Raw genomic sequence first — 26,911 nt, forward strand, 5'->3', positions numbered from 1 at the left:
AAAGAGCAACGGATCCGTCTTCACCGGACTCCGTTGCTCTTGTTTATCCTGATGAAAAGCTTGTACTTAATCGACTTTCGTCAAGATTTCATAGCCGTCTTTTAGAACGATGACACTATGCTCAAACTGAGACACGAGGCTTTTGTTTGGTGTATATAATGTCCATCCGTCCTTTTCATCTTCCATACAGAATTCGTCTCCTGTCGAGATGAATGTTTCGACCGCGATGACTTGCCCTTCTTTGAGCAGGTCATTTTCTTCGCGGCTGAAATAGTTCGAAATCGATTCCGGTTCCCCGTGCAAGGTTTTGCCTAATCCGTGACCTGCCAGATTACGAATGACGGTAAATCCACTTTTCCGTGTTTCTGCATAAATCGCTTTACCGATCTGGTTGACCTTTGTTCCGGCCTTGACCTTCTCCAACCCTTTTTCGAGCGCCGACAGGGAGACTTCGACTAAGCGAACGTCTTCCGGACGGCGTGCTTGCCCCGCAATGACCGTTTTTCCCGTATCGGAATAATAGCCATTCTTGACGGCTGAGACATCGACATTGACGATATCGCCTTCTTGAATGACATACGCGCCAGGGATTCCGTGCGCCGCCACTTCGTTGACGCTGATACATGTCGCACCCGGAAAGTCGTACATGACGATTGGCGCCGATTCGGCACCATGTTCTTTAAGTATGCGCGCACCAATCTCATCTAATTCTTTTGTCGTGATTCCCGGTGTGACTGCCTTTGCCATCTCATCGCGTGCAATCGCAACGATCCGTCCAATTTCGCGTAAGGCTTCATAATCATAATCTAACATCATTCATTTCCTCCTCATTCACTTAGTCGTGCTTGATATAGGTATTCGGCTGAAATATCAGCAAATAGAAACATACCGTTATTCAGCGGCATACTGAACGTCCGTGTTTGTTCGCCCGAACTAAAATCGACATATCGATCAGACAGGTAACCGGTATGACGTCGTTCCATCGCCACTGTCGTCCGGATGAAATACGGTCGGAAACTCCAGTTGTATCCTCGATAGAAGGAATACCGTTTCCAGTCCCCGCTCTTTTTACTGATATTCGACGATTGTTGGAAGCCATTGGCATCCGTAATATAAAACCGGATGAATTCAGGTTCCATTTTCTTCGCCAACATCAACAGCCAATCATCAAGTGCTTCATCTGGTTTGACCGTCTGGCAATATTCATTAAAGCGAACCGTCCAGTCTTGCTCGAGTTGAAACAACCGGTTCATCTGTTCCCGGTCATATTTGTAAAACATCGGTACCTCATGCAGAAGAATCTCCATCCCGGGACATGTCGTCACCCAGTCCGGCGTCGTTTCGCCTAACAGATTGCCCATGTAGTACCGTCCACCATGCTGCCAGGCATACCGCAATTGACCGAGGTGACTGATGTTTTTGTAAAGTAACGGTGCCCCGAGCTGATCACAGAGATGTTCCATCGTCTGTAACAGGTGGGGATAACTGGCGGAAACCGTTTTTTTCTCAATCATCGATGCTAAATCAACAATCAGCATGTCCGGTGACATCGAAAACACCCGTTCGAGACTTGTCGCTTCCGCCCGGTCGAGCGCCACTTTCAGACCGGAATTCTGATAGTAGGCGACGATTCGACCAAGACGGTCAAAATCATCCACTTGCACATCGGTTAATGTGACATACAACCGTTCTTCCGGAAAATCAATTTGCGCATCACGTAAGATACTCAAGAAATCTTCGCCACCGTTTTCAAACAACCAAGCCGGTCGGCAACGAATCAGGACAAAGGAATGCGCATCGGCCGGCACTTTTTGAAACGCGTGCCGGATGACGTGACTCATCACTTCCAATTGGTACTCAATCGGAACGTCATCTTCTTGAAAAAATGGTTTTAACGGTTCTCCACGGAAATGTGACTGAATTTCATACCCTTCTACTTTAAAAGGCGCCGCACCAACGATTGGTTGGAACCAGGCCTCAATCTGTTCGGGATGAACAATGACATCTAATGCATCCATTCTGCTCCCCCCTCTTCTCTTGTTCCATCTTATCAAAAAAAGAACCTCTCTGTAATCAGAGAGGTCCTGTCTTTAAAATAAGGTCGTATCTTTTCTGATTGCGATGTACAGATAAACACCAAATGTTGCCGTGAGATAGATGATGCTGAGGACACCGTATTGAATGCCGGTCGCCCCGCCTTTCCCAATCGCAAGGACAAGGAAAATAATCCCTCCGAATAGCAGGCTCGCCAACGGAATATAACGGAAATGCCCTTTCGTCGTCCGCTCACTAATTCGTTTCGTCGCGACGACAAGCACAATCAGACAAATGAATGCTACAGCGTAGATTGTATACACGAACGATTCCGCCCTCTCTATATCTTTCATTGCTCATTTTATCATGACAGTTCATAAAAAAGAACCGACTTGTCTGTGACAAATCGGTTCAAACTTCTTATTTTTCAAAACGTGGTTTACGTCCACCACGGTTGCGATCACTTTCACTGCGGTTACGGCCAGCGTATCCACCTTCACGACGATCTGATGACGATGAAGAAGAACTACGGTTTCCTTCAGATGGGCGACCGCCTTCACGACGTTCTCCACCACGCGGGTTGCTGCCGCGGTATCCGCCACTGCTACGGTTAGAAGAAGAACCAGAACCTGATCCACCTTTGTTGCCGTAAGGACGACGGTTTCCACCGCCACCGTTGCTACCAAAACGTTTGACACGGATTGGCTCGATTGAAGAAATTTGAACTGGCGTTGCATCCGGCTCTTTCGTCAATCCTTTAAGTGCTGCTGCGATTAATTCAACTGCTTCATACTCTTCAAGAAGTTCTTGAGCGAGTGTTGTATACTCTTGCGAGTTTTTCGCTTCTACACGTTTGATTAATTCTTGTGCAGCAAGCTTCAAGTTACCTTCCAAGATTTCGTCAAGTGTCGGTGCGTGACGACGTGACATTTTCTTGTTTGTTACACGTTCGATTGTTTTGATTTGACCAAATTCACGTGGTGTAACAAATGTGATCGCTGATCCTGTTTTACCAGCACGACCTGTACGACCGATACGGTGAACATAGCTCTCCGGATCTTGTGGTACATCGAAGTTGTAGACGTGAGTGACGCCTGAAATATCAAGTCCACGTGCCGCAACGTCTGTCGCGACAAGGATATCGATTGTTCCTTTTTTGAAACGACGGATGACTTGGTCACGTTTCGCCTGTGTTAAGTCACCGTGTAAACCGTCAGCCGTGTATCCGCGTTGGATAAGACCTTCTGTCATTTCATCAACACGTTTTTTCGTACGACCGAAGATGATCGAGAGTTCCGGAGAATCCGTATCAATCAAGCGGCAAAGGACGTCGAATTTTTGGCTTTCTTTTAATTCGATGAATGATTGGTCGATGTTTTCGACTGTCATTTCTTTTGCTTTTACTTTGATGTGAGTCGGAGTCGTCATGAAACGATCTGCGATTTTACGAATCTGTGGTGGCATTGTCGCAGAGAATAAAAGTGTTTGACGAGTTGGTGGAAGTGTACCCAAGATTTTTTCGATATCTTCCACGAAGCCCATGTTCAACATTTCATCTGCTTCATCCAAGATGACGGTTTGAACGTGATCAAGGTTTAATGTTTTGCGGTTCATGTGGTCCATTAGACGACCAGGTGTCGCGACGACGATTTGCGGGTTCTTACGAAGCGCACGAATCTGACGGTCGATTTGCTGACCACCGTATACTGGCAAGGCATGAACACGTTTCACTTCACCAATGCGGTTAAGTTCTTCTGCTACTTGAATCGCAAGTTCACGAGTTGGAGCAAGGATCAACGCTTGGATATGACGCGATTTTGCATCAAGACGCTCGATCGTTGGAATACCGAATGCCGCTGTTTTCCCTGTTCCTGTTTGTGCTTGACCGATTAAGTCAACGCCGCTAAGACCGACTGGAATTGTTTCTGCTTGGATTGGAGTTGCTTCTTCAAAGCCCATTTTTAGGACACCTTTGATAAGTGCCTCACTAAGATTTAATTCACGAAATGTTGTCAATGCTAAATACTCTCCTTTGTCATATGAAAAGCGTCTGCCACTAAACAGACGCTACCGTAACGAATACAATCGACTACCTATTATAGCAGAAGCTCATCCTTAAAGATAGAGGCTATTTCTGCATATAATAATGTTTAGGGAAGTCACCATCATAATCGTTGCCATAAGGGCGAGGGAAAGGCATGATGCCCGGACCGTTCAACGCTTGAATTCGCGCCGCTTGCCCCCACTAGTGATGGGGTTTTATTTGGAAATGGTCGCCGGTAAATACCAGCCGCAACCACCAAAATGATGAATTCCTAACTATTTATTCGAAACGTAGGTTCAATGGGCTAACTTATTTCGTTAACCGGATACCCGTTTCATGTTTTTCTATTTTTTTGTCTTTCAACAATCGACCTAAAGCACGTTTGAAGGCAGCCTTACTTAGGCCGAATACCTCATCAATCGTCTCAGGAGGTGTCTTATCACCATACGTCATCTGACCACCATGTTCAAGCAGGTGAGTCATAATTAAATCCGCATCGATGTCGATTGCCTCGTGAGCACGTGGTCTTGCTGAAAGTAATACTGTACCATCTGGCTTCACATTTGTCACCCGTAATTTCATAACTTCTCCAAGACGCGGCCACCGCTCCATCTCTTGTTCATGCAGAAAACCAATCGTTTGTTCGTTGACCCAGACGTTTACACCCGGATCACGTTGAGCGAATACAAGCCCTTCAACATCCATGTTATTCCACTCTTCCGGTGCTGGTGTCGCACGTAAGTTGAAATAAGCATAAGGAGCGGGATCTCCGAGCAAACGAAGTTTTTGATCGTGTTTCAGACGGATGTATAATTGATCTCCTTCTTCCGGCCAAAATGTCCGGCGTTGCGGTAAATCGTCAAGCGAGACTAAAACATCTTTCTGAATACCGATGTTTGCGAAGACACCTGTATTGTAACGTGTCCCGTTGATCGTCGTTTTGACATAGTCCTCAAACGATGCTTCCGGAATCGTCATCGACGAAGCGAGACGCCCTTCGTTGTCCTGATAAAGAAAGACCTCTACTTCTTCATCGAGCTCTAACTTTCTAGTTTGTTCATTATTATGAAGTAAGATGTCTTCTTCCCCGTCACTCAAGAAAACACCGAATTCTGCTTCTCGTTCTACTTTTAATGTGACAACCTGCCCTGCGCGTAATGCCATTTGTGGTCATCTCCCTTCTATGAGTTCCATTGATTTCTCCCGGTTTCTGCGTATCACCTACCATACTATACTCTTTTTTCTCCCCTCTCTGACATGAAGCAAGCCGGATCAAATATGACATTTCTGTGAACGGTTCTGATTTGAGTGATTTTTTTGACAAAAAGAGCTATGATAAAACAATAGGAAAAAGAAGGTTTAGTTTAGGTAAATATGGGGGAAAAACATGTTTCATAACATTCAATCGCGTTCTTTCGCAAGACGCTTTACAAAAACATTGGTATTTGCATTTTTTGCATTCCTTGCAACGATCGGAATTGTTTTCGCAGAAGGTTCGAACAGTACTGATCTGTCTCCGAAGACACCAGCACTCCAACATATCGATACACCCTAAAATCTACACCTTCCGTGTGGATTTTTTTATTTTTTCCGAAGTTTTACTGGGCGATACAGGAAATCGGTTGTTCATCACGAATTCTTTAAAAGGTGTCATTACCATTTAACTAAGGAGGGCAAGTCATGTGGTTTTATCTTTTTACGACGCTAACGGGTCTCATCAGTACATATTTAAGCTATACGTCCGGTTATTACACGGATTCAATCGGTGTTTTCGTCTTCACACTCGCCATTTGTTTGTCGCTCTCTTCGTTCAGACAGCTCCTTCGGACGTCTCATCAGTCCTATCATGAATATGTGCAGCATCGTCGTGTCAAAAAACAGTATGAACGCATGAAAAAGCGGGAACAATCGTACCAATTGTCTTACGATCAACGCGAATCGATTCCACCACTTGCATTATCCGCGACAGAACAGCATGATAAATAAAGAATCTGATTTAACTTCTTATTAGGAGGAACCGAGTCACTATGAATGAAATACCTTTATCAAACGGTTGGACCCTTCGTTATTCACCTGTCATTGATCTTTGGCTGAAAGAAGACGGTGTGCTGCTTGTCGATCATGAGGACAAGGTCCGCTTGACACTGATCCTTGACGAAGAGTCGATGGAGATCAAACAGATTGATAATACCAATGCTTCTTTTTCGATTGACCCAACGACACGACGCTTGACGTTTGAGCTTGGCGAAACCGAAGAGGAATCAGAACCGCGTTATTGGGAATGATGAGGAAGACTGGGTGCGATACCCGGTCTTTTTTTGTACAATAATAAGGAATGAGGAAAAGGAGTCTGATGCCACTATGTTACGCACTATCATCTGGTTCATTTTTTTTGGACTGGTTCTACCCCTTACATTACCGTTTCTTCCGGGGGCAAAACGTCGAACGCACGCTGCGCGGTATGCTTATACGCAAAAAGTTGCACAAACTTGGGCCAATTCACTGTTGCGTCTTGCGGGCGTCAAAGTTCGCATGACGGGACAAGAACACATTCCCGCTGATCAACCGGTTGTTTTCATCGCCAATCACCAAGGGAATTTTGACGTACCGATTTTACTTGGTAAGATCGACAAGCCGAAAGCCTTCATCTCAAAAATCGAAGTCAATAAGATTCCCATCGTCAATGTCTGGATGAATCTGATGGGGTGTGTCATGATTGATCGCAAAGATCGTCGGCAATCCCTCAAGGCTATCCGTGCCGGAATCGAAACGATCAAAGACGGACAATCCATGATCATCTTTCCGGAAGGGACACGTTCAAAAGGAGGACCGGTTGCCGAATTCAAAGCAGGCAGCTTTACACTTGCGACGTCAAGCGGTGCGCTCGTCATCCCGATCGCGATTTCCGGCAGCTATCGTGTCATGGAGGAAACGGGACGTATTCGCCCGGCCACTGTCGACGTGACGATTTTAAAACCCATCGATCCTGCGACGATGACTCAAAAAGAGTTAGTCCAAACGGTCGAACAACAAATCAAGGAAATTGTAGAAGGAGTCTGACATGTTACTTAAAGTCGATCAACTAAAAAAAGAATTCGCCGATAAGATTGTTTTCGAAGATGTCACGTTTTCCGTAAGTCCCGGTGATCGCATCGGAATCATCGGTGTCAACGGTACTGGAAAATCGACATTACTTCATATACTAGCCGGACAAGAAACGGCTGACTTTGGTGAACTCCATCACCCAAATGATTACCGGATCCGCCTGCTGTCGCAGTCAACGGATTATCCGGAAGATCAAACGGTCATGCAAGTCTTATTGTCCGGAAACACACCAACGATCAATGCCCTGCGCCATTATGAAATCGCCCGCCTCGCCCTTGAGCAGGATCCCGCAAATGAAACGTTATTGACGCGATTCATCAGTGCGCAAACGGAAATCGATGCTGCGAATGCATGGGACACCGAATCACGCTTGAAAATGATTTTAAATAAGCTGGGCATCACGAATCTCGAGGCAACGATCGGTTCGCTGTCCGGCGGCCAGCGCAAACGTGTCGGATTGGCGGAAGCCTTGTTAGACGAGGCCGATTTATTGTTGCTCGATGAGCCGACAAACGAATTGGACGCCGAGACCATCACTTGGCTTGAATCACAGATCAAAGAGTACCGGGGCGCCATCTTACTCATCACCCACGACCGGTATTTTTTAAACCGTGTCACGAACCATATGATGGAGATTGCCAACGGAACAGCTTATTTTTATGTCGGCAACTACGAATCGTTTCTTGAGAAACGGGCCGAACGCCGTGAACGGACTGCTTCGATGGAAGAAAAACGCCAAAACATCCTGCGCCGTGAACTGGCGTGGTTACGGCGCGGGGCAAAAGCGCGGACGACGAAACAAAAGGCACGGATTCAACGGGTCGATGCCTTGCAAGAGTTATCGTACGAGGAAGATGAAGCCGCACTCGAAGTTCAAGTCGGTTCGACACGGCTCGGCAAAAAAGTCATCGAGGCCGTCGCTGTCCATCAGCAGTTTGGTGACCGGACATTGTTCAGTGACTTTAACTGGTTGTTTGGTCGCAAAGAACGGTACGGGATCGTCGGTCGAAACGGCAGCGGGAAATCAACGTTGTTATCGATTCTTGCCAAACGTTTAGAACCGACGAGCGGCGAGATCATTCATGGTGAGACAGTGAAGGTCGGCTTTTATGGTCAGTTTGCCGAATTCAGTCACCCTGAGCGCCGTGTCATCGAGGAAGTCGAACGGATTGCCCAAGTCATCACGACGCTGGACGGGCAGGAAATCACGGCAAGTCAGATGCTCGAACAGTTTCTGTTTAAGCCGGAGGCACAGTATAAACCGATCGGCAAATTATCCGGCGGCGAAAAAAGACGTTTGAAGCTGTTGACGATTTTGATGGATGAGCCGAACGTACTGTTTCTCGATGAACCGACCAATGACTTGGATACAGAAACCCTTTCTGTTCTCGAAGACTATTTGGAATCGTTCCCGGGAACGGTCATTACCGTCAGTCACGACCGCTATTTCCTTGATCGCGTCGTCGATCGGTTACTCGCCTTTGAGAACGGAGAAGTCGTGTCTTATTACGGACAATATACCGATTACTTGGAGCAACGGGAACCCGCTCCTGCCAACGCACCGGTCACGAAAGAAGCTGTTCCTGTCGAAAAAACAGTCGTTGAAGTACCGAAAAAATTAAGTTATCAAGAGCAGCTCGACTGGAAAACGATTGAAGCTCAAATTGAAGAAGCTGAACTTCATGCTGAGTCACTTGAACAGCAACTCGCTTCGTCCGGAAGTGACCTTGGTCAGGTCAATGATATCTACCAACAGATCGAACAAGCAAAAGCGAAGATCGATCAATTGATGGAATACTGGACCTACCTCTCTGAAAAAATTGAGGCGTACGAAAATTATAAAAAGTAAGTCCCTCCTCCTTTTCTGAATCGTATCCCTTCGTCCACGAGACGTTCGGATACGATTTATTTTTTTGAATTGAATGAACTGGGAAAAAGCAGTGTATGATAGAAAAAAGACGGGAAAAGTTGGTTAATCCAGTCACGTCATCGCAGGTCATCTTTAGGAGGCGGTTTAATGCAGCAATCTCCCTATTTCATAAAATGGTTCCCACCACTGCTACTCATTTCAGTGACGTTAATGCTGATTGCGTCTACGCAGGAATCGATTTCAAACATCATCGTCGAGCAGGTGTTACAGTATCTTTCACTTTTTTTGATTGCCTTTTTTATCATCGTTGCTTATCGAAAAGAACAGCAACTGATTGTTCCACGCCGGAATTTTTGGTTGCTCGCTCTCGGATCGCTGACCTTGTCGGTTATCGGTTCCATTTTGCAGACCATTCATTTGTTCAGTTTTTCGGACAACTTTTCCGGACTTTATAGCTTAGTGTTGTTTTCGTTATCGCATTACTTATTCCTGTACGCTATTTTTTACCGCGTGGCCTCTAAAAAAAGTTTTGGTCAACATGTCCTGGCGTTTATGGATGCGATGATCCTGGTCATCTTTTTGGCCCTCGTCGCGTTTCATGGTCTTAACGAATGGGTCAATCCTGCAATCAATCCGTTTCCCTATTCGTTAGTCGTCATCATCAATACATCACTTGGTCTGTTCGTATTTTTTTACTTTTTCTTCATTCAAGAGACCCATTGGGTCTCACGGACGACTTTATTTTTACTGTTTTTATCGATTTTTATTCGAGGCATTTACGAAATTTCATCTGTCTATTTCCCGGAATTCACGGCCCAATATTTGATTTTTTCACCGATATTGATTCGTCTGGCTCAAAGCGCAGCAATCCTTTGGCACATCGACCATATTTATGAGGGTTCGGATACGTCATCGATCGTCCAAAGAGTTTGGCTTCCCTTTTTGTCATTGCCTTTATTTGTTCACTACCTGATCGAGCAAGAAGGTGAGAAACGGGACATCTTCATCATTTTATTTTTATTGATCATCCGACAGATTTTGATTACGAGACAACATACGTCGATCGTCAAACAGCTGGATACACGAAATGAACAATTGGCGACACGCATTCAACACCGGACAGAACAAATCAGGGAAAGTGAACAGCAGGTCATCCCGCTTTTTTTAGGTCACCCTGACCCGATCATCCGGTTGAATCAAACACAACAAATCATCTATGCGAATCGTTCTGCTCAACAGATCTTCAAGTTATCCGCCATGACGATTGATACGCCGACACATGAACTCCAACACTTGCAAGCGGCACTGGCTAAAGGAATTACCCGTTATCACAACGAAGCGCATCAACAATTTGAATTGATTCCGATCCCGATCAAAATCGCCACAGTACCTGTTGGTCATTTTTTGATTCTTCACGACATTACAGAGCGGATGAAACGAACACAACGGATTGAATACCATGCTTATCATGATGGATTAACGGATATCGGGAATCGCCGTTCACTCGAACGAACGTTTCATCAAAAATCGTCCTCCCTCAACTATCTGGCACTCATCGATTTGGACGGCTTTAAGCTCGTCAACGATACGCACGGCCATGAAGCCGGTGACTTCATCCTGATCGAAGTCGCACAACGCCTTTCCGCTGAACTGCACGGGGAGGAATCCGTTTATCGTCTTGGCGGAGATGAATTCGCCTTGTTGACGGCCGCTGAAGATGAGCTGTCGTTACGCCGGCGTTGTAAACACTTCTTGACGTTGCTGTGTCAACCGTACGTTTATCACGATCAGGCTTTATCTGTCACCGCTAGTATCGGCATCGCCCGTCAAGAGGACGGGGCTGATTTGGAACAATGGATCAAACAAGCTGATCTTGCCATGTATCGGGTCAAAAACCACGATAAAAACGGGATTGGCGTATACCGATCCGACGAAAAAAACGAGTAACTTCGTCTGAACGAGAATGGGGGGCCGATTTTTACATCGGCCCCCATTCTGTATAACGACCAACTTTTGCGTCAGCCTTTTCTTCTTATGCTTCCGGACGTGGTGCGATATTGCCTTCTTCGATGTCGAGCAACAAATCAATCAGCTCGGCGCAAAATTCAGGGTATTGCCGTAACAGTGCATCTTCTCCGACCTCATCCACAAAATCAGCTAACAGAATCCGGACTTCCGGAACAAGTGCTTTAGCGACTTTCATATAGGCAATCGCAAAACGCCACTTGCCCGAGATATACAGCAACTTCCCAATCAGTAAGTCTCCTGTTTCGACCTCAATCTCCGCTAAGTCAGTCTGATACGTCTGTTTTGACATGATGTCGACGACGCCTTCTTCTTCGACGAGAAACAGCGACGGAACCGGATCCGCCAATCCTCTCAGCGCCCGATACAAACTCGGTGACATGTCTTCCTTGACTTGCTCCAAGAAACGACCGTGTGATGTTTTTCCCTGTTCATCGGTTTCATAAAAAATCGCCCAATCGACAAACAGATCACGGAATAATTCAGCATCTTTTAGATACCAACGGCCTTCCGTTGCAATTTCTTCGATGAAGGCGACCCAGTCCGTACTTCGGGCAGTCGCCGCTTCTTGATACATCGTTTTAAGCGCTGTATTCATCTCTGCTTCCGATACAGTCGTCGGAAAAGGGATTATCTTTCGCTCACTTTTCATCGTGTAGGTCCTTTCCGGTGTGGGTTCGCCGGTCGTTTGATTGTTTCCGGTTCAGTGACTTCCCGTTTCGGAATCACTTCTCCCCGATAGATCTCCATCTCTTCCATCTCCACACCCATTTGTTTCGCCAATGTTTTCAGGTGTCTTAAATCGTGATCCGTGACAAGAGCTAACACCATTCCGGAAGCATTCCCACGTCCCGTACGTCCCGAACGGTGAACAAAGTCATCAAATGATTCAGGTAAATCATAATGCACGACATGTGTGACGGCTTCGATATCGAGTCCACGTGCGGCTAATCCCGTTGTCACAAGTAACGGGAACTCTCCCCGTTTGTAAGAACGCAGTGTCTCCATCCGTTCCCGCTTTCCTTTTTCAGCATCTAAAATCCGATACTTCAATGAGAACTTGCTTAATTCTCCATTGAGCGGTCCCAAGAAAGAACGGTTATTGATGAAGGTCAGTACTTTTGCTCCCTGCATGTTCGCCAACCGGCGTAAATATTCAGGCTTGAGACGGCGTGACATTTCGATATAACCAAATTTCACTTGTGTGCTGACGGCACGTTCGACGCGAATGCGTTCCGGCTCGTTCGCAAACAATGTTTTCCCCCACTCGGCCGTCCGCTCCGGTAATGTTGCCGAAACAAAAGCCAACTGCCGGTCACGGAGTGCACTGTTGGCAATCCGCGTTGCCGATGCACTCATGCCGCTCTCATAAATTTGATCCGCTTCATCTAAAACAATCAGCTTTACTTTGTGCATCTTGAGTTTTTTAGAATCAATCAATTCCACCAGACGTCCTGGTGTCCCGACAATGATTTGAGGTTTTTTCTTCAACCGTTCGTGTTGACGTTTTAATTCGACGCCACCGATGAAGGCTCCTGATTTAATCCCGCTGCCTTGTGCAAACAGTTGAATGACTTGGTGAATCTGCATGACGAGTTCACGTGTCGGTGCTGTGATGACGACTTGAATATGCGGCTCCGCTGCGTCAATCAATTCTAAGGCCGGAATGACATAAGCCAATGTTTTTCCGGTTCCGGTCGGTGCTTCGACCAACACATCTTTTCTGTCCCGTAACAACGGAATCGCCTGTTCTTGGACCGGCATCATCGTCTCGAAACGTGCACGCTCCCATGCTTCTGTAATAAAAGGTTTCATAAAGTCCATAACGTGTATTCTCCTACTCTCTTCTGCATCATTCTGTGACATATTCAAATTGATCGGTCGTTTCGTCACGCAGACCACGTAACGTTTGTGTGTATTCGTTTCCGGCGTCGATGAGCCGGATGTGATATACCACTTCCTGGTCATTCTTTATTTCTTCCGTCAAAATATCAAACCCTTGAATGACCCGGTCTTGCAGTTCATCCGCCAGTTTCGGAAACTGACCGAGCACCGGGTAATCGGATCGGACATCACTCGGGCGACGAATCAGCTTCGCCAAGTATTTTTCTTTATATCCGATGAAATCTTCAAAATCAAAATCATCTTCAAAACGAATCCAAAAGCCGTCTTCCTCAAACTCCGTAATCATTCCCGTTCGCGGTGTTCCTTCAGTCGATACTTTTAACGTCACCCAATCACCTGTTCTATAATCGGCACGGTCTTCCAACAGCAAAAAATCCATTTTATGCACCTCCACGGTCTATATTCCCTTTTTCATTGTCAACGATACTTCATAAAATTACAAGACAACCTGATGTGACTTTTATCACAACACAAACTGTCCCTGTGCTTTTCAGAAAAAAAGAATGATACAGATTCAAAATTCCTGTGTCTTTCCGCCAATCGTCTGTTTTTCCGCTGCTCGTCGTTGAATGATACAGAACACGCCGAATCCAGGCATACCAACACTTTTCACATTCACTGAGCTTTCACAGGGATGTAAAACTCTCGCATACGAATGTTTGTTACACTATTCACATAAGGGATATGTGTTGAACTGTCTACCTTACAAACGAAGGAGTGTTCATGATGTTACTCGAAAAAACGCAAGCATGGCAACAATTTGAAGCAGGACAATGGTCCAATCAAATCGATGTAGCCGACTTCATTCGACGGAATCGGACGGAATACCGCGGCGACGATCAATTCTTGGCCGGTCCGACGGTCGCGACAGAAACACTGTGGCAACAAATCATGAGTTTGACAAGCGAAGAGCGGACACGCGGTGGTGTATATGCCGTTGACGCTGCAACACCCTCAACGATCCTGTCACATGGTCCCGGATACCTCGATCGTGACTTAGAAAAAGTCGTCGGTCTCCAAACCGATGAACCGTTCAAACGCTCGATTCATCCGAACGGCGGCATCCGGATGGTTAACGATGCGCTCGAAGCCTATGGTTTTAAGGCGGACCCTGTCGTCACCCGGACGTTCAGTGAATACCGGAAAACACATAATCAAGGCGTGTTCGATGCCTATACTCCCGAAATGCGTGCCGCCCGAAAAGCAGGTATCATCACCGGACTTCCAGATGCTTACGGACGCGGTCGGATCATCGGTGATTACCGTCGCGTTGCGTTGTACGGAACAGCGTACTTGATTGAGCAACGGAAACAAGACTTACAGAACCGCGGTGGCTTTTTGTCCGAATCGATGATTCGCGACCGTGAGGAAATGAATGAGCAAATTCGCGCGTTGCAGGAACTGACCGAGCTCGGCAATCGTTATGATTGTGATCTGTCCCGTCCTGCGGAAACGGCACAAGAGGCGTTCCAGTGGGTCTACCTCGCTTACCTCGCTGCCATCAAGGAACAAAACGGTGCCGCGATGTCGCTTGGCCGCGTCTCAACGTTCCTCGATATTTATATCGAACGTGATTTGCAGACCGGACGCTTGACGGAACAAACTGCTCAGGAGCTCGTCGATCATTTTGTCATGAAACTGCGGATCGTCAAATTCCTTCGGACACCGGACTACAATGATTTGTTCTCCGGCGATCCAACCTGGGTCACGGAATCGATCGGCGGGATGAGTGAAGACGGCCGCTCAAACGTCACGAAAAGTTCGTTCCGCTTCTTACAAACACTCGTCAATCTCGGTCCGGCCCCTGAACCCAACTTGACCGTCCTTTGGTCGACGCAATTGCCGCGCGGCTTCAAGGAATTTTGTGCGAAAATGTCGATTCTGTCCAGTTCGATCCAGTATGAGAACGATGATTTGATGTTGCCGGTTTATGGCGATGATTACGGCATCGCGTGTTGTGTCTCTGCCATGAAAATCGGAAAACAGATGCAATTTTTCGGAGCACGCGCGAACTTAGCAAAAGCACTCCTCTATACGTTAAATGGCGGCATCGATGAAAAACTCAAAATCCAAGTTGCGCCGAAAACCGATTTGATTCTCGACGATGTCTTGGATTATGAAACGGTCATGGCGGCTTACGACCGTCAGCTCGACTGGTTGGCCGAACTGTACGTCAACACATTAAACGTCATCCACTTCATGCACGATAAATACAGTTACGAACGCATCGAGATGGCATTGCATGATCCGGAAATCCTCCGGACGATGGCATGCGGGATTGCCGGGCTGTCCGTCGTCGCTGACAGTCTGTCCGCCATCCGCTATGCCAAAGTCTCACCGGTTCGCGACGAGAACGGACTCGCCGTTGACTTCAAGATCGAAGGAGACTTCCCGAAATTCGGAAACAATGATGCCCGTGTCGATCAGATGGCGGTTGATCTCGTCAAACTCTTCATGGAAAAAATCCGGAAACATCCGACTTACCGCGATGCGTTACCGACTCAATCCGTCTTGACGATTACCTCAAATGTCGTCTACGGCAAAAAGACCGGGAATACACCAGACGGTCGTCGTGCCGGCGAGCCGTTCGCACCCGGGGCCAATCCGATGCACGGACGAGATACGAATGGGGCCGTTGCTGCACTGACATCCGTCGGGAAATTACCGTATGAGCATGCACTCGACGGCATCTCCTATACGTTCTCGATTGTTCCAAAAGCACTCGGTAAGGATGAACCGACACGGATTCAAAACACCGTCGGATTGCTCGACGGCTATATGGGCGGAACCACCTCGAAAGGACACCATTTAAACGTCAATGTCTTTGACCGCGAAACCCTGCTCGATGCGATGGAACATCCGGAACTCTATCCACAACTGACAATCCGTGTTTCCGGTTACGCCGTCAACTTCATCAAATTGACGCGTGAACAACAGATCGATGTCATCAACCGGACATTCCACGGAGCACTTTAACGAAGAAAGGACTGAAGGATTATGACATACGGAACGATTCATTCTGTTGAATCTTGCGGGACAGTGGACGGACCCGGTATTCGCTTCATCGTCTTTACGCAAGGTTGCCCCTTACGTTGCCAATATTGCCATAACGCGGATACGTGGGAATTCGGATGTGGTCGTTCCGTTTCCGCGACAGCGATTGTCGAAGAAGCGGAAAGTTATCGGTCCTTCTTTGATGCGACAGGCGGCGGTATCACGTTTTCCGGCGGAGAGCCGCTTGCCCAACCGGAGTTTCTTGAAGCTGCCCTGCGAGAAGCGAAACAAAAAGGATTGCACACGGTCATTGATACAGCCGGCTCGGTCGTTCCTAAAAATCTCGATCGCATCCTCGACTACACGGATCTGGTTTTACTCGATATCAAACATATCGATGACGCGACCTGCCGGCTGCTGACCGGTCGGAGTAATACCAATACGCTCGCCTTTGCGAAACGGTTAGCCGAACGAAATATTCCGGTCTGGATCCGCCACGTGCTGGTCCCGGGTTTGACGATGACGGAAACTTTCCTCCGTCAGACCGGTGAATTCATCCGAACGCTCGGCAATGTCGAACGGATCGAAGTCCTTCCCTATCATCAACTCGGCGTCTACAAGTGGGAAGCACTTGGTCTTGACTATCCGTTAAAAGACGTCCTTCCCCCAAGCATGGAAGAAGCAACGGCTGCTCAAGCATTACTCGATTCTTACTTGTCTTGCTGACCACAAGTTGCTACACTGAACACATAGTCTATGAATAGGAGGTACAATACCGAAATGAAGCATTCACTCGCTACTGTCTAATGATGAAAGAATTCATTACTTTCGCAATGAGTTGCGGATGACTGACGCTACGAGTCTGCTCATTTTCGGTATTTCCCTCATCAGGAAGATACCTTCTTTGATTTGCACTCCTGCACACCATCCGCTCGCTTTCGGATGGTGTGTTTTCATTTCATCTGTATCGAAATGAACTCCTAAGGAGCTGAGAATATGCCTACTGAAATCTTATCAATTCACGATTTACACGTTGAGCTTCCGCAACAGACGTTGTTCCAACACATCTCGTTTTCCGTTCATCCAGGTGAGCATGTCGCCTTGGTCGGTGCCAATGGCGTCGGGAAGACCACGTTATTACAAATCATCCTCCAGCAGATCAAGCCGACGTCCGGCGAGATCTTCCGTGCCTATACAAACGCCGGTCATGTCGCCCAACACCTCTCTTCTGATGAACCGGCACTCCGCCTGGTCGAACAAGCCGATCAAGTTCGTTATCAGGCACGGGAACAAACACTTCACTCGACATCCATCGAAGCGTACCAAGTCGCGCTGGATGTTGATGCTTTTTCACTCGAAGCGGACGCAGCACGTGCGTTAAAAGAAGTTCAACTGCCTGAACACGTCTGGTCTCACCACTTTGATACACTCAGCGGCGGCGAACAGACCCGGATCCAACTCGCCTGTCTGTTGGTCCAACAACCCGATTTCATTCTGCTAGACGAGCCGACCAATCACTTGGATGCCGACACATTGGATTGGTTGATTGACTGGATGCACCAGACACCCATCGCGATTCTTTACGTGTCACATGAGCGTGCCTTCATCGATGCGACGGCCGATGCCGTCATTGAGCTGACACCGAGTCTCGCAACACGTTACAAAGGCAACTACCAAACGTATCGCCAGCAAAAAGAACAGGAACGCCTGACCCAAGAACGCGAATATGAAAAACAGGAAAAAACACGCAAGGAACTGAAGCGGATGATCCATCAATACCAAAACTGGCATCAACAAGCTGTCGCCCACGCAAGCGAACGAGATCCATATGCCAAGAAAAAGGCAGCCAAACAAGCGAAAAAGTTCAAAGCAAAAGAAAAACAGCTCGAACAGGTGCTGGATCAACGGGTTGCCAAACCAGAAGCAGCACCATCCGTTCATGTCGCGTTTGAAGCCGCATCCTTTGCAGCCAAGCAGTTGCTTTCATTGGACGCCGTTTCCTTTTCTTACGCGAGTCTCCCACTATTGAAACAGCTGACCTTCTCCATCCAGCAAGGAGACCGGATTGCCGTCATCGGTCGGAACGGTTCCGGAAAAACGACGCTGCTCCGGCTGATTCAAGGTGAACTGAATCCGACTCACGGAACCATCACACGTCATCCGTCCCTGACGACCGGCTATTTTTCTCAGGCACTTTCGAATTTGCCGACTTCCGGTTCCCTGTTGGACGCTTTGATGGAAGAGACAACGATTTCCGAGACCGATGCGCGGACGCTTCTCGCTTGTTTTTTATTTCGGCGTGACCGGGTCTATCAACCCATTAACGCAGCGAGCATGGGCGAGCGATGCCGAATCGCCTTCTTACGGCTCTATTTTTCCGGTGCCCGTCTGTTGATTTTGGATGAACCGACCAACTACTTGGATTTAACGACCCGCGAACAAATCGAAGCGGCTCTCGATGTCTTTCCGGGTGAACTGTTGTTCGTTTCGCACGATCGTTACTTCAATGACCGACTCTCGAACCGGACGATCCTGTTAGATCAAGAAGCTACCGTCCATCCTGTCGGAACGAAACTACTCCGGGAACAACAACCAAGTGATATTCAAGCGATTCAGAACGATTTAAGACGTCTCGATGAATTGACGGGAACGATTCATTTTGATCAGGATTAAATCCTTTATCTATTTTTACAAAACGAACGACGCCTCTCTGTTTAATCAGAAAGGCGTCGTTCGTTTGTGATGTTAACTCACATCAGCGTTTTTGATATTTTAGTTTCGTTCGGGCCTGTGCCTGCTTGTGGATCTTCTTCCACTTCTCTTTTTCCGCTGCCTGCAAAGCGACATTTTGTTTTCGTTCCGCATATGCCACCTCGCGTTGCAGCTTCAGAAAACTTTCCCATCGTTCGTGCGACAAGCTTCCGTTCGCCAAAGCGACGTGAACCGCACAGCCTGGTTCTTCGCCGTGCTGACAGTCACGGAAACGGCACGACTCCGCCAGTGTCTCGATGTCTGAAAACGTTGATGCCAATCCCTCGGTTCCATCCCATAGTCCGAGTTCACGCATTCCCGGCGTATCGACGAGTAACAAGCCACTCGACAACCGTTTTAATTCCCGGTGTGTCGTCGTATGCCGTCCGCGCTCATCGTCCTCCCGAACGCCACCCGTTTCCATCAGCTGTTCTCCTGCCAAGGCATTCACGAGTGTTGATTTTCCAACACCGGACGATCCGACCAACACAATCGTCTCATTGGGTTGCAATACTTCCTGTAACGCACCCAGCCCGTCTCCCGTCAGCGAGTCAACGGCAAAACACGGTGTTCCGAAGGCGATGGCTTCAATCTCGGAAAGTGAATCGTCCACTGAATCGATTAAACTTTTTTTCGTTAAAACGATGAGTGGTGTGACCCCCGCCTCCCAGGCAAGCGTCAAATACCGTTCCAGGCGGCGGACGTTGAAATCATGTCCAAACGCCATGACGAGTAATGCCACATCAACGTTCGCACAAATGATTTGTTCTTCGGTCTCCGTCCCGGCTGCCTTTCGGGAAAATTGTGAGGTCCGCGGAAGGACACGTTCGATTCGTCCTTTGAAAGCTTCTCGCTCAGTCTGAATCACCCAATCGCCGACTGCCGGCAATTCGGCTTTCGTCAATGCGTCAAAACGTATCTTTCCCGACAATTCGCTTAATGTTTCCCCATCAGCCGTCATCACACGGTACTGCTTTTGGAAGACCGCCGTGACACGTCCTAGTTGTTCAGTTGTTCCGACCTTGTCTGTCGGTACTTTACCCCATTCGTTCAAATGGTTTCCTCCTCTGATTTTAAGGGAGGGAAACCCCTCCCTGTACTCCGGTAATGTGATCTGTTACGTGGCTAGTTGCACTCATCAAACACCACTCCTCTCGTTTCTGTTAGTCGAATTTTACCATATTATACGGACCGGACCTAGCGAAGCCATGGAAGTCAGACCTTCACACTCCGCCTCAAGTCGGAGACAAGTACGGTCCGAAGGGCGTCGTGCCTTCCTGCTTCTTCCCTTAAGATAAGAGTATCAAGAAAAAGGAGGCTTCATCATGAAGCAATCAAAAGGAAAACAGGTCTTGATGGCACTTGCCGGTCTCGCCCTTCTCGCTGTCGTCATCGGTACATTACCGCACATGATCGGACTCGGGCTCGGTGCGCTCCTCGCATTTTATGCCATCAGTAAGTTTGTCCAAACATCAAAAGTTTTTGCGAAAATCGGATTCGGATTACTCGCTGCACTCGGAATCGGTCTTGCCTTGTCGAACATTTGGGCTGTCGTCGGAATCGCCGCTGCACTCGGACTTTACATCGGATACATGCGCATGAAAATGCAACGCGTCGATTTAAATCAATTGTTTGCCCGCCGTCGTCCAACCACTTCGACCCACTTTGAAGCCGATTGGAAAGACCTCGATCAAAAACGCTGATACGCAGACAGTACATCACTGCCAAACAATTTGCTGACCTAACATCCAAGGAGGAATTTTTCATGAAAAATGTATTTGATCAATTAAACGAGTTTGCGAACCAAATGATGACGGAAGTTAAAAAAGCAGCCGATCAAGGGGAAGCGCCGGCTAAGAAGCTGGTCCGCCACATTCGGACGACTGAGTCGGATTTAAAAGAAATTGATCGTTTACTTGAACGTCAGCGGACGTTGCTTGTCGAACTGACGCATAAACAAGATGAAGCCAAAGAGTTAGCAGACAAACGCTTTACGCAGGTCGAAATCGCCAAAGAAGCAGGCGAACAAGAGCTTGCCGAACGGGCTGCCATCGAGTCGAAGCACTACGGCGAACAATTCCGCTTCTTCGAAGAACTGATCGAAGAGACGAAACGTGAATTAAACGAACTTGAGCGGGAAGCACTTGAATTAAAACTGAAACTCGAAGATTTACAAAACAAACGGTATGAATGGATGATGCGTGAAAACGTCTCGAATTTAAAATCGAAGATGAACCAGGTGCTAGAACGCGAACCAAATGCTACTATTAAACAAGAAGCACATCCATTCACAACAGAGGAAACTGAAACGAAGGTAGAGGAAGCTCCTATCGCAGAAGATGATATCGATGCCCGGATTGCCGATCTCGAACGTCGTTTCCAAAAATAAGTATTCGGACGAAGGAGGCATTGATGCCTCCCTTTGTCATGTCAGGAAGGAGATTGCCCGTGCGACGATTAAGTACAAAACAATTAGTCGGCTACGTGTCGATCCTGTTCGCCCTCGGACTCTTTTATGATTTGATGACAGGTGCAGGAAATGTGTTATTCGGGGTTCTGTTCCCGTTCTTGCTGTATTATGTCGGCATTCATTTCCGAAAAAGAAATCATGAAAAACTGGCTATCTTGTTTTATGTCGTGGGTACCATCATCTTAGCCGGTGTCGTCCTCAGTTCAGCAGCAATCGGATTCGTCATCGCCGGAATCCTGCTGTATCTCGGAATCATTCTCGTGACCCGCCACTCCGTCCGGGAATTTTTCTTCTCTAAGATTTCACCGAGTCTCTATGAAGAAGAAGGCATTAAGATTCAACCCGCCTATTCATTTGCGACACAACAAGAACTTCCGTATGTCTTAAAAGATTTGAGCGAACAGTTCATCGTCCGCGATTTGGAAATCGACTTGACGCACGCCTATGTCCCGGAAGGCGAAACGTTAATCGTCGTCAGTGGTGTCGTCGGAGACGTCCGGATTTTATTGCCGTCCGGCTACGACTATACACTCGATACGTCAATCGGGTTCGGCAGTGTCAAAACAGATGTCCGACGTATTCCGACGTTCTTTAACCGGCGAATCCAGTACCGGGCGCCTGAATATGATGAAGCGACCCGAAAAGTCCGGATTCACGTCATGCTTGGTATCGGAAATGTCGAGGTGACTTCCATATGAAACGTGATCAATTCCCGCTTGGTGTCATCGCGCTCCAAGTCATGACCGGTTTTTTGACTGCCGTGATGACGACGTTATTGTTTTTAAGTACACGCCAAGTGGATTGGCATGTACTTTTCGTCCGTCAACAGGACTTTCCCGTTTTTCTGCTGGTCGTCGGCTTATCGCTCTTATTGCCGCTAGCAATCGGGAGTATCCACTACTTCTTTTTGCGCCGTGATTTCAAGAAAGTCACGACTGCCATCATCGAACTAGAGCAAGGAAAAGAAGTCACGATCGTGAATGGTCCTTACTTCCATACGTTGACACGTCTGTCCCGCATCGGCAAACGGATTGACGAGCAGGTCGAAACCGTTCAAAAAATCAGCACCCGCCCGCAACACATTGAGCAAGTCCGCGTTCAGGCCATTACGGAAGAACGAAAACGGCTTGCCCGTGATTTGCACGACTCCGTCTCCCAGCAGCTGTATGCGATTTCGATGATGACGACAGCCGCGAAACAAACGATTCTGACCCAACCTGAAACTGCTGCGAAACAAATCGATTTGGTCGAAACGATGGCCCAGACCGCTCAGTCCGAAATGCGTTCCCTGTTGTTACAGTTACGCCCGGTCGAACTGGAAGGCATGACCCTCCAACAAGGATTAACGCAACTGTTAGAAGAATTATCTAGAAAGCAGTCCACTGAGTTGAGTTGGAAGCTCGAAGCCATCGAACTCCCCCGTCCGATTGAGAATGAACTGTTCCGGATCGTCCAAGAAGGGTTGACCAACGCGTTACGTCATGCGAAAGCGTCACATATGGATATCGAGCTGCGTCAATTTAATGATACGGTCATCTTAAGCATGAATGATGACGGTGTCGGCTTCATCGTCGATGAGAAAAAACTCGCTTCTTACGGAATCAATTCGATGCGGGAACGGACAGCTGAGATGGGTGGAACGATTCGCCTCGTCAGTGTTCCGGGACAAGGGACTCAAATTGAAGTAAAATTAAGAAAAGATCGGATGGTGCAAGTATGATACGTGTGTTATTAGTCGATGATCATGAGATGGTCCGTGCAGGTGTATCCGCTTTTTTATCGACGCAACCAGATATCGAGGTCGTTGCAGAAGCATCGGACGGGCAAGTCGGAGCGGAACTTGCCTTGGCACATCGCCCTGATGTGATTTTAATGGATTTAGTCATGGAACCGGTCGACGGTGTTGAGGGAACACGCTTGATCCGCAAAGAGTGGCCGGACGCAAAAATTCTTGTCGTTACAAGCTTTTTGGATGATGAGAAAGTGTATCCGGTCATCGAGGCCGGCGCAATGAGTTACGTCTTAAAAACAGCCAGCGCCTTCGAGATTGCGGAAGCCATCCGCAAAACGGCAAGTGGTCAATCCGTCATGGCTGCTCAGGTGACCGGTAAAATGATGGAACGATTACGAAAACCGACCAGCCATCTTCATGATGATCTGACAGAGCGCGAACAGGAAGTCCTGCAACTGATGGCCCGTGGTATGGCGAATCAGGAAATCGCCGATGAACTCTTCATTTCATTAAAGACGGTCAAAACACACGTTTCGAACATTTTATCGAAGCTTGATGTCGTGGACCGGACGCAGGCCGTCGTCTATGCTTTTAAACACGGGATCGTCAAATAATCTTCAGCATTTTTCTTATACTTATAATTGCTCTTATACTCAACGAAAACGACCGGATTCCCCTGTATGCCAGAGGAACCCGGTCGTTTGTCGTTTGAAGCGGCTTACCATAATTTCCATCCGGGTGCTCCCGGCGGTGCATTTTCAATCATATGCCAAATCGGAACGGTGTAAGCAAACGCAATCAAAGCAAAGGTCACAAAAATCCACAACTTCCAATTCTCAAAGAAAAGTGGCGTCTGCATCGCTGCTTCTTCTGTTTCCGCAACCGGAAACGCTTCGACACCTTTCGGGGCACGGAAAGCGAGCTGGAACATGGCGAACAGGAACAACAGAATCGAGATGAACAAAATTGTTCCGCCAATCGCCATCGCAACGTGATACGGAATCCAGTCGGCAACCAGTGAATCTTTAAAATACGCGGCCGGACCGGTCCGTCTCGGGTTACCAAGCAGACCCGAAATATGCATCGCGGTCGACATGAAGAGCATACCGATCGTCCACGTCGCCGTCTGGATCAGTCCGATGCGATTGATTCGTTTCGTCAACGTCCGTCCTCGCAGTAATGGTACGAGCCAATAGGCTGTTCCAAAAAACGTTAAAGCAACGGCCGCTCCGACCGTAATATGAAAGTGACCGGTGACCCAAAGTGTATTGTGGACGACGATGTTTAATTGATGCGACGCATTGATGACTCCCCCCGCTCCAGCCGGGATGAAAAATAACATTCCGACAAAAGGAGCCAAGAACCGGACGTCTCGGTACGGCATCTTCTTGATCCAACCGAACAGTCCGGTTGAGCCTTGACGCCGCCCTGCCAGTTCAAAAGTCGCAAACATCGAAAACGCCGTCATCAAGGACGGAATGATGACAAGAAACGTCAACACGACTTGGATGTATTTCCAAAAAGCCGATATCCCCGGTTCCAGCAATTGATGGTGAAAACCGACCGGGAAGGAAAACAGTAAAAACAGTAAAAAGGACATCCGGGCCAACGCATCTGAAAAAATCTTTCCGCCGACGATTTTGGGGATCACGGTATACCAAACGATGTACGCCGGAAGCAACCAAAAATACACAAGTGGATGTCCAAAGTACCAAAAGAGCGTCCGCGATAACTCAATCCCGACCTTATCCGTCCAACCAAGCGACAACGGCAAGAGTTGGAATAAAATCGTCGCGGCAACACCAAGCGTCGCGACCACCCACAGTAATACCGTCATGATGCTCATGTATGCCTGCAGCGGCGGATGAACACCTGTATGCTCCCGCTTATAATCCGCATACATCCGGAACATCGCTGCCGAAGAGATCCATGTTCCGACGACGAAGATGACAAGTCCGATATAAAAGACCGGATGAGCTTTTAACGGTGCATAGAACGTATACAACACGGATGCCTCACCCGCCAGCACCATCCATGTAACGAGTACGACACCAAGCATCATGAACCAAAAACCGACCCAACCGAGCCGTCTCGGAAACTCTTCAAAACGACCAAACGACTGTCCTAAAAATGAAAACAATAATCCAAAAATAAATAAGGTCGTAAACACAATCGCTAACATCAATCCGTGGGCTGTCAGTAATTCATAATACCCGACTCCTGCAATTTCCGGAATGACCCCTGTCCGGACAAGCGTTTGTAACAATCCGCATAATCCCCCGATCAGCAAGGCGACAAGAGAAAAGCTGACGTGTGCAAAGGCCAGTTTCGCTTCCTTTAGACCGATTTCTGTCGCCGGCAGTCCGCGCTCCATCTCAAATTCTTTTAGTTTTTGGGAAATGGCATTCATTTAGTCCACCACCTTAATTTTTGTCGACATCATATGGTGTGCCGTACCGCAATATTCGTTACAGACAATCAAATAATCGCCTGCCTTTTTAAAGGTGTACTCGATCGAATTGATATGACCGGGTACCACCATCATGTTGACGTTGGTCTTCACAATCTCAAACCCGTGCACGACGTCTTTTGAGGTCACCAGAAAATTAACGGTTGCCCCTTTTTTGATCACCATATCTTGCGGGGTGAATTGAAAGGCTTGCGAAACCATGACCGCTTCATATTTGTTGTCGTCAATCTTTTTCAGACCCGGTTGATCAAACGGTTTTGTTTGATCAACTTGCGTCGGATCGATCAGTGTCGCATCAGATGGCGGTTGATTTCCGGATGCGAACGCTGAAACACCGATGATGCCTAAAAAGACGGCCAACATGACGCAACCAAACCCCAGCCAAATTTTCTCTAAGCGATGAATATGCATCGTCTTTCCTCCTTATCTGGAACTGAATAATAGAAAAATGGATCCCCACATCCCGATGATGACTCCGGCGATGATAAAAACGGCGACGAGTGTCCCATGTAAGTTTGATTCTGGTTTTATGTTCATTTTGCTGTCTCCCTTCTTTTTTAACTTGATGTCGTATCTTCATTTTAGAAAAGCCACACGGTCCGAGACCGTGATAAAGATCACATCATTTGTGACAATTTCGCTGTTTCGCTTTGAAAAACACACACAAAGTTCACATACGGGATCTGTATGCACAAAAAAATCCCCTTGTCTTAAAGACAAGGGGATTGGTTGCATCTTTAGATCCGGCAAACACCGACCGGGCATCCTTCACAATGGCATAAATCTCTCAGATATTTGGCATCATGAACGATAATTTTAGTTGTCGTGGATGAAATGACCTTCTCTTTTTTCCATTGGGAAAACATCCGGTTGACGGTTTCACGCGGTGCTCCAATCAATTGACCCAGTTCACTGTCGGATGGACGTTTTGACAGGACATAGTCTTCTCCAACTTGTTTTCCGTTCATTGCAATCAACCGAAGTAAGGTCGAGGCGAGTGCCCCTTGTTTTCCGAACAGCAGCAAGTCCCGTAACTTCGTTTCGGACTGCTTGCGCATCAATGCCTGCCAACGCATGATTTCCAGCGCGAACACACCGTCCTGCTTCATTAATTCCTCCAGTTTACTCTTTTCGATCACACCGAGTACACTGTCTTCCATCGTTTCCACGCTGTAGGAGCTGGGGAATGCTTCTCCGACATCAAACTCGCCAAACAAGTCACCTTTGAAATATAAAAACATCATCAAAGGACTGCCTTTTTTCGTCAGCTTCGACAGTTTGACGCCTCCTTGCTTCACGTAAAACAGTTTATCGTTTAACTCCCCTTCCCAACAAACGATGGAATCTTTTTTGAAAGTCACTTCTGTCATGAAGTCCTCCAGTATCATCCGGGTCTCTGTCGATAAGACAAACGTGTTCGCTTCTGTCGTTCCGCAAGCAAGCATTCCGCATTCTCCTTTCCTTGATTCCTTCTGACCTTAGTATAGAACATCACACGTCAGAAAGGCGTT

At 47.5% G+C, this 26,911-nt stretch carries 27 protein-coding genes; 14 read left to right on the forward strand and 13 right to left on the reverse strand.

All coding sequences use genetic code 11. The annotated features are described in order from the left end of the window. Positions 1–66 precede the first annotated feature (66 nt). The 5 genes from map to P397_RS0113865 all read right to left on the reverse strand — a co-directional run bounded on the left by map (position 67) and on the right by P397_RS0113865 (position 5,242). Positions 67–813: a type I methionyl aminopeptidase gene (gene map / locus P397_RS0113845; protein WP_369877630.1), complete on the reverse strand. Its 747-nt coding sequence runs from the start codon at positions 811–813 to the stop codon at positions 67–69. 14 nt (positions 814–827) lie between these two features. After that, positions 828–2,018, reverse strand: coding sequence for an EAL-associated domain-containing protein (locus tag P397_RS0113850; RefSeq protein ID WP_026833811.1), 1,191 nt, complete (start codon positions 2,016–2,018; stop codon positions 828–830). A gap of 72 nt (positions 2,019–2,090) precedes the next feature. Further along, positions 2,091–2,357: a hypothetical protein gene (locus tag P397_RS0113855; RefSeq protein ID WP_026833812.1), complete on the reverse strand. Its 267-nt coding sequence runs from the start codon at positions 2,355–2,357 to the stop codon at positions 2,091–2,093. Positions 2,358–2,454: 97 nt separating this feature from the next. Continuing rightward, on the reverse strand, positions 2,455–4,050 hold the full coding sequence (locus P397_RS0113860) for a DEAD/DEAH box helicase (RefSeq protein ID WP_026833813.1): 1,596 nt from the start codon (positions 4,048–4,050) through the stop codon (positions 2,455–2,457). Between the two features lie 337 nt (positions 4,051–4,387). After that, positions 4,388–5,242 carry a S1-like domain-containing RNA-binding protein gene (locus P397_RS0113865; RefSeq protein WP_026833814.1) on the reverse strand — a complete coding sequence of 285 codons (855 nt, stop codon included), beginning with the start codon at positions 5,240–5,242 and terminating at the stop codon, positions 4,388–4,390. Positions 5,243–5,465: 223 nt separating this feature from the next. On the opposite strand from P397_RS0113865, the gene P397_RS18020 reads away from it, so the two are divergent. From P397_RS18020 to P397_RS0113895, 6 genes are all read left to right on the forward strand, one after another. After that, on the forward strand, positions 5,466–5,633 hold the full coding sequence (locus tag P397_RS18020) for a hypothetical protein (RefSeq protein WP_012369521.1): 168 nt from the start codon (positions 5,466–5,468) through the stop codon (positions 5,631–5,633). Positions 5,634–5,758: 125 nt separating this feature from the next. Further along, on the forward strand, positions 5,759–6,064 hold the full coding sequence (locus P397_RS0113875) for a hypothetical protein (RefSeq protein WP_026833815.1): 306 nt from the start codon (positions 5,759–5,761) through the stop codon (positions 6,062–6,064). 41 nt (positions 6,065–6,105) lie between these two features. Further along, positions 6,106–6,363 carry a hypothetical protein gene (locus P397_RS0113880; protein ID WP_012369519.1) on the forward strand — a complete coding sequence of 86 codons (258 nt, stop codon included), beginning with the start codon at positions 6,106–6,108 and terminating at the stop codon, positions 6,361–6,363. 76 nt (positions 6,364–6,439) lie between these two features. After that, complete coding sequence (locus P397_RS0113885; protein WP_026833816.1) at positions 6,440–7,138, forward strand: lysophospholipid acyltransferase family protein; 699 nt, start codon at positions 6,440–6,442, stop codon at positions 7,136–7,138. 1 nt (position 7,139) lies between these two features. Continuing rightward, positions 7,140–9,032 carry an ABC-F family ATP-binding cassette domain-containing protein gene (locus P397_RS0113890; RefSeq protein WP_028106897.1) on the forward strand — a complete coding sequence of 631 codons (1,893 nt, stop codon included), beginning with the start codon at positions 7,140–7,142 and terminating at the stop codon, positions 9,030–9,032. Between the two features lie 168 nt (positions 9,033–9,200). After that, on the forward strand, positions 9,201–11,000 hold the full coding sequence (locus tag P397_RS0113895) for a sensor domain-containing diguanylate cyclase (RefSeq protein WP_028106898.1): 1,800 nt from the start codon (positions 9,201–9,203) through the stop codon (positions 10,998–11,000). Positions 11,001–11,085: 85 nt separating this feature from the next. Here P397_RS0113895 and P397_RS0113900 read toward each other — a convergent pair whose 3' ends face one another. The 3 genes from P397_RS0113900 to P397_RS0113910 are packed head-to-tail and all read right to left on the reverse strand — an operon-like array spanning position 11,086 to position 13,362. Further along, a complete protein-coding gene (locus P397_RS0113900; protein WP_028106899.1) occupies positions 11,086–11,730 on the reverse strand; it encodes a hypothetical protein in 645 nt (214 codons plus the stop codon). After that, positions 11,727–12,902: a DEAD/DEAH box helicase gene (locus tag P397_RS0113905; RefSeq protein ID WP_026833820.1), complete on the reverse strand. Its 1,176-nt coding sequence runs from the start codon at positions 12,900–12,902 to the stop codon at positions 11,727–11,729. The genes P397_RS0113900 and P397_RS0113905 overlap by 4 nt, the downstream gene beginning before the upstream one ends. Before the next feature lie 28 nt (positions 12,903–12,930). Further along, complete coding sequence (locus P397_RS0113910) at positions 12,931–13,362, reverse strand: hypothetical protein (RefSeq protein ID WP_028106900.1); 432 nt, start codon at positions 13,360–13,362, stop codon at positions 12,931–12,933. Between the two features lie 347 nt (positions 13,363–13,709). Here P397_RS0113910 and pflB point away from each other — a divergent pair, with 347 nt between their 5' ends. The 3 genes from pflB (at position 13,710) to abc-f (ending at position 18,650) form a co-directional block, all read left to right on the forward strand. Next, positions 13,710–15,959 (forward strand): formate C-acetyltransferase, encoded by a 2,250-nt coding sequence (gene pflB / locus P397_RS0113915; protein WP_035414236.1) that lies wholly within the window; start codon positions 13,710–13,712, stop codon positions 15,957–15,959. Positions 15,960–15,980: 21 nt separating this feature from the next. Then, positions 15,981–16,703: a pyruvate formate-lyase-activating protein gene (pflA, locus tag P397_RS0113920; protein ID WP_028106902.1), complete on the forward strand. Its 723-nt coding sequence runs from the start codon at positions 15,981–15,983 to the stop codon at positions 16,701–16,703. Positions 16,704–16,973: 270 nt separating this feature from the next. Then, positions 16,974–18,650: a ribosomal protection-like ABC-F family protein gene (abc-f, locus tag P397_RS0113925; protein WP_028106903.1), complete on the forward strand. Its 1,677-nt coding sequence runs from the start codon at positions 16,974–16,976 to the stop codon at positions 18,648–18,650. A gap of 82 nt (positions 18,651–18,732) precedes the next feature. Here abc-f and rsgA read toward each other — a convergent pair whose 3' ends face one another. Next, positions 18,733–19,782 (reverse strand): ribosome small subunit-dependent GTPase A, encoded by a 1,050-nt coding sequence (gene rsgA / locus P397_RS0113930; protein ID WP_028106904.1) that lies wholly within the window; start codon positions 19,780–19,782, stop codon positions 18,733–18,735. Positions 19,783–20,053: 271 nt separating this feature from the next. Here rsgA and P397_RS0113935 point away from each other — a divergent pair, with 271 nt between their 5' ends. The 5 genes from P397_RS0113935 to P397_RS0113955 all read left to right on the forward strand — a co-directional run bounded on the left by P397_RS0113935 (position 20,054) and on the right by P397_RS0113955 (position 23,544). Further along, the gene (locus P397_RS0113935) at positions 20,054–20,431 is read left to right on the forward strand and encodes a lmo0954 family membrane protein (RefSeq protein ID WP_026833826.1); all 378 of its coding nucleotides are present in this window, start codon (positions 20,054–20,056) and stop codon (positions 20,429–20,431) included. Between the two features lie 62 nt (positions 20,432–20,493). Beyond that, positions 20,494–21,117, forward strand: coding sequence for a PspA/IM30 family protein (locus P397_RS0113940; protein WP_026833827.1), 624 nt, complete (start codon positions 20,494–20,496; stop codon positions 21,115–21,117). A gap of 59 nt (positions 21,118–21,176) precedes the next feature. After that, positions 21,177–21,896 (forward strand): cell wall-active antibiotics response protein LiaF, encoded by a 720-nt coding sequence (liaF, locus tag P397_RS0113945; protein WP_026833828.1) that lies wholly within the window; start codon positions 21,177–21,179, stop codon positions 21,894–21,896. Then, positions 21,893–22,918 (forward strand): sensor histidine kinase, encoded by a 1,026-nt coding sequence (locus P397_RS0113950; protein ID WP_035414238.1) that lies wholly within the window; start codon positions 21,893–21,895, stop codon positions 22,916–22,918. The genes liaF and P397_RS0113950 overlap by 4 nt, the downstream gene beginning before the upstream one ends. Beyond that, entirely contained in the window at positions 22,915–23,544 is a 630-nt protein-coding gene (locus P397_RS0113955) for a response regulator (RefSeq protein WP_026833830.1), read from the forward strand. The genes P397_RS0113950 and P397_RS0113955 overlap by 4 nt, the downstream gene beginning before the upstream one ends. Before the next feature lie 104 nt (positions 23,545–23,648). On the opposite strand, the gene P397_RS0113960 is transcribed toward P397_RS0113955, so the two are convergent. The 4 genes from P397_RS0113960 to P397_RS0113975 all read right to left on the reverse strand — a co-directional run bounded on the left by P397_RS0113960 (position 23,649) and on the right by P397_RS0113975 (position 26,845). Then, positions 23,649–25,340: a b(o/a)3-type cytochrome-c oxidase subunit 1 gene (locus tag P397_RS0113960; protein ID WP_035414240.1), complete on the reverse strand. Its 1,692-nt coding sequence runs from the start codon at positions 25,338–25,340 to the stop codon at positions 23,649–23,651. Beyond that, positions 25,341–25,811, reverse strand: coding sequence for a cytochrome c oxidase subunit II (locus P397_RS0113965; RefSeq protein WP_028106907.1), 471 nt, complete (start codon positions 25,809–25,811; stop codon positions 25,341–25,343). A 12-nt stretch (positions 25,812–25,823) separates the two neighbouring features. Continuing rightward, positions 25,824–25,937 carry a cytochrome C oxidase subunit II gene (locus P397_RS17865; protein ID WP_152539597.1) on the reverse strand — a complete coding sequence of 38 codons (114 nt, stop codon included), beginning with the start codon at positions 25,935–25,937 and terminating at the stop codon, positions 25,824–25,826. A 200-nt stretch (positions 25,938–26,137) separates the two neighbouring features. After that, positions 26,138–26,845, reverse strand: a complete 708-nt coding sequence (locus P397_RS0113975) for a Crp/Fnr family transcriptional regulator (protein ID WP_028106908.1) — start codon at positions 26,843–26,845, stop codon at positions 26,138–26,140. Positions 26,846–26,911: the final 66 nt, after the last annotated feature.

It is taken from the genome of Exiguobacterium undae DSM 14481 (assembly GCF_000620805.1).
Lineage (GTDB): Bacteria > Bacillota > Bacilli > Exiguobacteriales > Exiguobacteriaceae > Exiguobacterium_A > Exiguobacterium_A undae.

What these genes read in the sequence shown, in the direction of transcription:
- P397_RS0113885 (WP_026833816.1), top strand. Translation starts at nt 6,440, where the DNA reads ATGTTACGCACTATCATCTGGTTCATTTTTTTTGGACTGGTTCTACCC.
- P397_RS0113965 (WP_028106907.1), bottom strand. Translation starts at nt 25,811, where the DNA reads ATGCATATTCATCGCTTAGAGAAAATTTGGCTGGGGTTTGGTTGCGTC.
- P397_RS0113880 (WP_012369519.1), top strand. Translation starts at nt 6,106, where the DNA reads ATGAATGAAATACCTTTATCAAACGGTTGGACCCTTCGTTATTCACCT.
- P397_RS0113905 (WP_026833820.1), bottom strand. Translation starts at nt 12,902, where the DNA reads ATGGACTTTATGAAACCTTTTATTACAGAAGCATGGGAGCGTGCACGT.
- P397_RS17865 (WP_152539597.1), bottom strand. Translation starts at nt 25,937, where the DNA reads ATGAACATAAAACCAGAATCAAACTTACATGGGACACTCGTCGCCGTT.
- P397_RS18020 (WP_012369521.1), top strand. Translation starts at nt 5,466, where the DNA reads ATGTTTCATAACATTCAATCGCGTTCTTTCGCAAGACGCTTTACAAAA.
- P397_RS0113910 (WP_028106900.1), bottom strand. Translation starts at nt 13,362, where the DNA reads ATGGATTTTTTGCTGTTGGAAGACCGTGCCGATTATAGAACAGGTGAT.
- P397_RS0113975 (WP_028106908.1), bottom strand. Translation starts at nt 26,845, where the DNA reads ATGCTTGCTTGCGGAACGACAGAAGCGAACACGTTTGTCTTATCGACA.
- pflA (WP_028106902.1), top strand. Translation starts at nt 15,981, where the DNA reads ATGACATACGGAACGATTCATTCTGTTGAATCTTGCGGGACAGTGGAC.
- P397_RS0113935 (WP_026833826.1), top strand. Translation starts at nt 20,054, where the DNA reads ATGAAGCAATCAAAAGGAAAACAGGTCTTGATGGCACTTGCCGGTCTC.
- P397_RS0113960 (WP_035414240.1), bottom strand. Translation starts at nt 25,340, where the DNA reads ATGAATGCCATTTCCCAAAAACTAAAAGAATTTGAGATGGAGCGCGGA.
- P397_RS0113950 (WP_035414238.1), top strand. Translation starts at nt 21,893, where the DNA reads ATGAAACGTGATCAATTCCCGCTTGGTGTCATCGCGCTCCAAGTCATG.
- P397_RS0113875 (WP_026833815.1), top strand. Translation starts at nt 5,759, where the DNA reads ATGTGGTTTTATCTTTTTACGACGCTAACGGGTCTCATCAGTACATAT.
- pflB (WP_035414236.1), top strand. Translation starts at nt 13,710, where the DNA reads ATGTTACTCGAAAAAACGCAAGCATGGCAACAATTTGAAGCAGGACAA.
- P397_RS0113900 (WP_028106899.1), bottom strand. Translation starts at nt 11,730, where the DNA reads ATGAAAAGTGAGCGAAAGATAATCCCTTTTCCGACGACTGTATCGGAA.
- P397_RS0113955 (WP_026833830.1), top strand. Translation starts at nt 22,915, where the DNA reads ATGATACGTGTGTTATTAGTCGATGATCATGAGATGGTCCGTGCAGGT.
- abc-f (WP_028106903.1), top strand. Translation starts at nt 16,974, where the DNA reads ATGCCTACTGAAATCTTATCAATTCACGATTTACACGTTGAGCTTCCG.
- P397_RS0113940 (WP_026833827.1), top strand. Translation starts at nt 20,494, where the DNA reads ATGAAAAATGTATTTGATCAATTAAACGAGTTTGCGAACCAAATGATG.
- P397_RS0113865 (WP_026833814.1), bottom strand. Translation starts at nt 5,242, where the DNA reads ATGGCATTACGCGCAGGGCAGGTTGTCACATTAAAAGTAGAACGAGAA.
- P397_RS0113890 (WP_028106897.1), top strand. Translation starts at nt 7,140, where the DNA reads ATGTTACTTAAAGTCGATCAACTAAAAAAAGAATTCGCCGATAAGATT.
- P397_RS0113850 (WP_026833811.1), bottom strand. Translation starts at nt 2,018, where the DNA reads ATGGATGCATTAGATGTCATTGTTCATCCCGAACAGATTGAGGCCTGG.
- map (WP_369877630.1), bottom strand. Translation starts at nt 813, where the DNA reads ATGTTAGATTATGATTATGAAGCCTTACGCGAAATTGGACGGATCGTT.
- P397_RS0113895 (WP_028106898.1), top strand. Translation starts at nt 9,201, where the DNA reads ATGCAGCAATCTCCCTATTTCATAAAATGGTTCCCACCACTGCTACTC.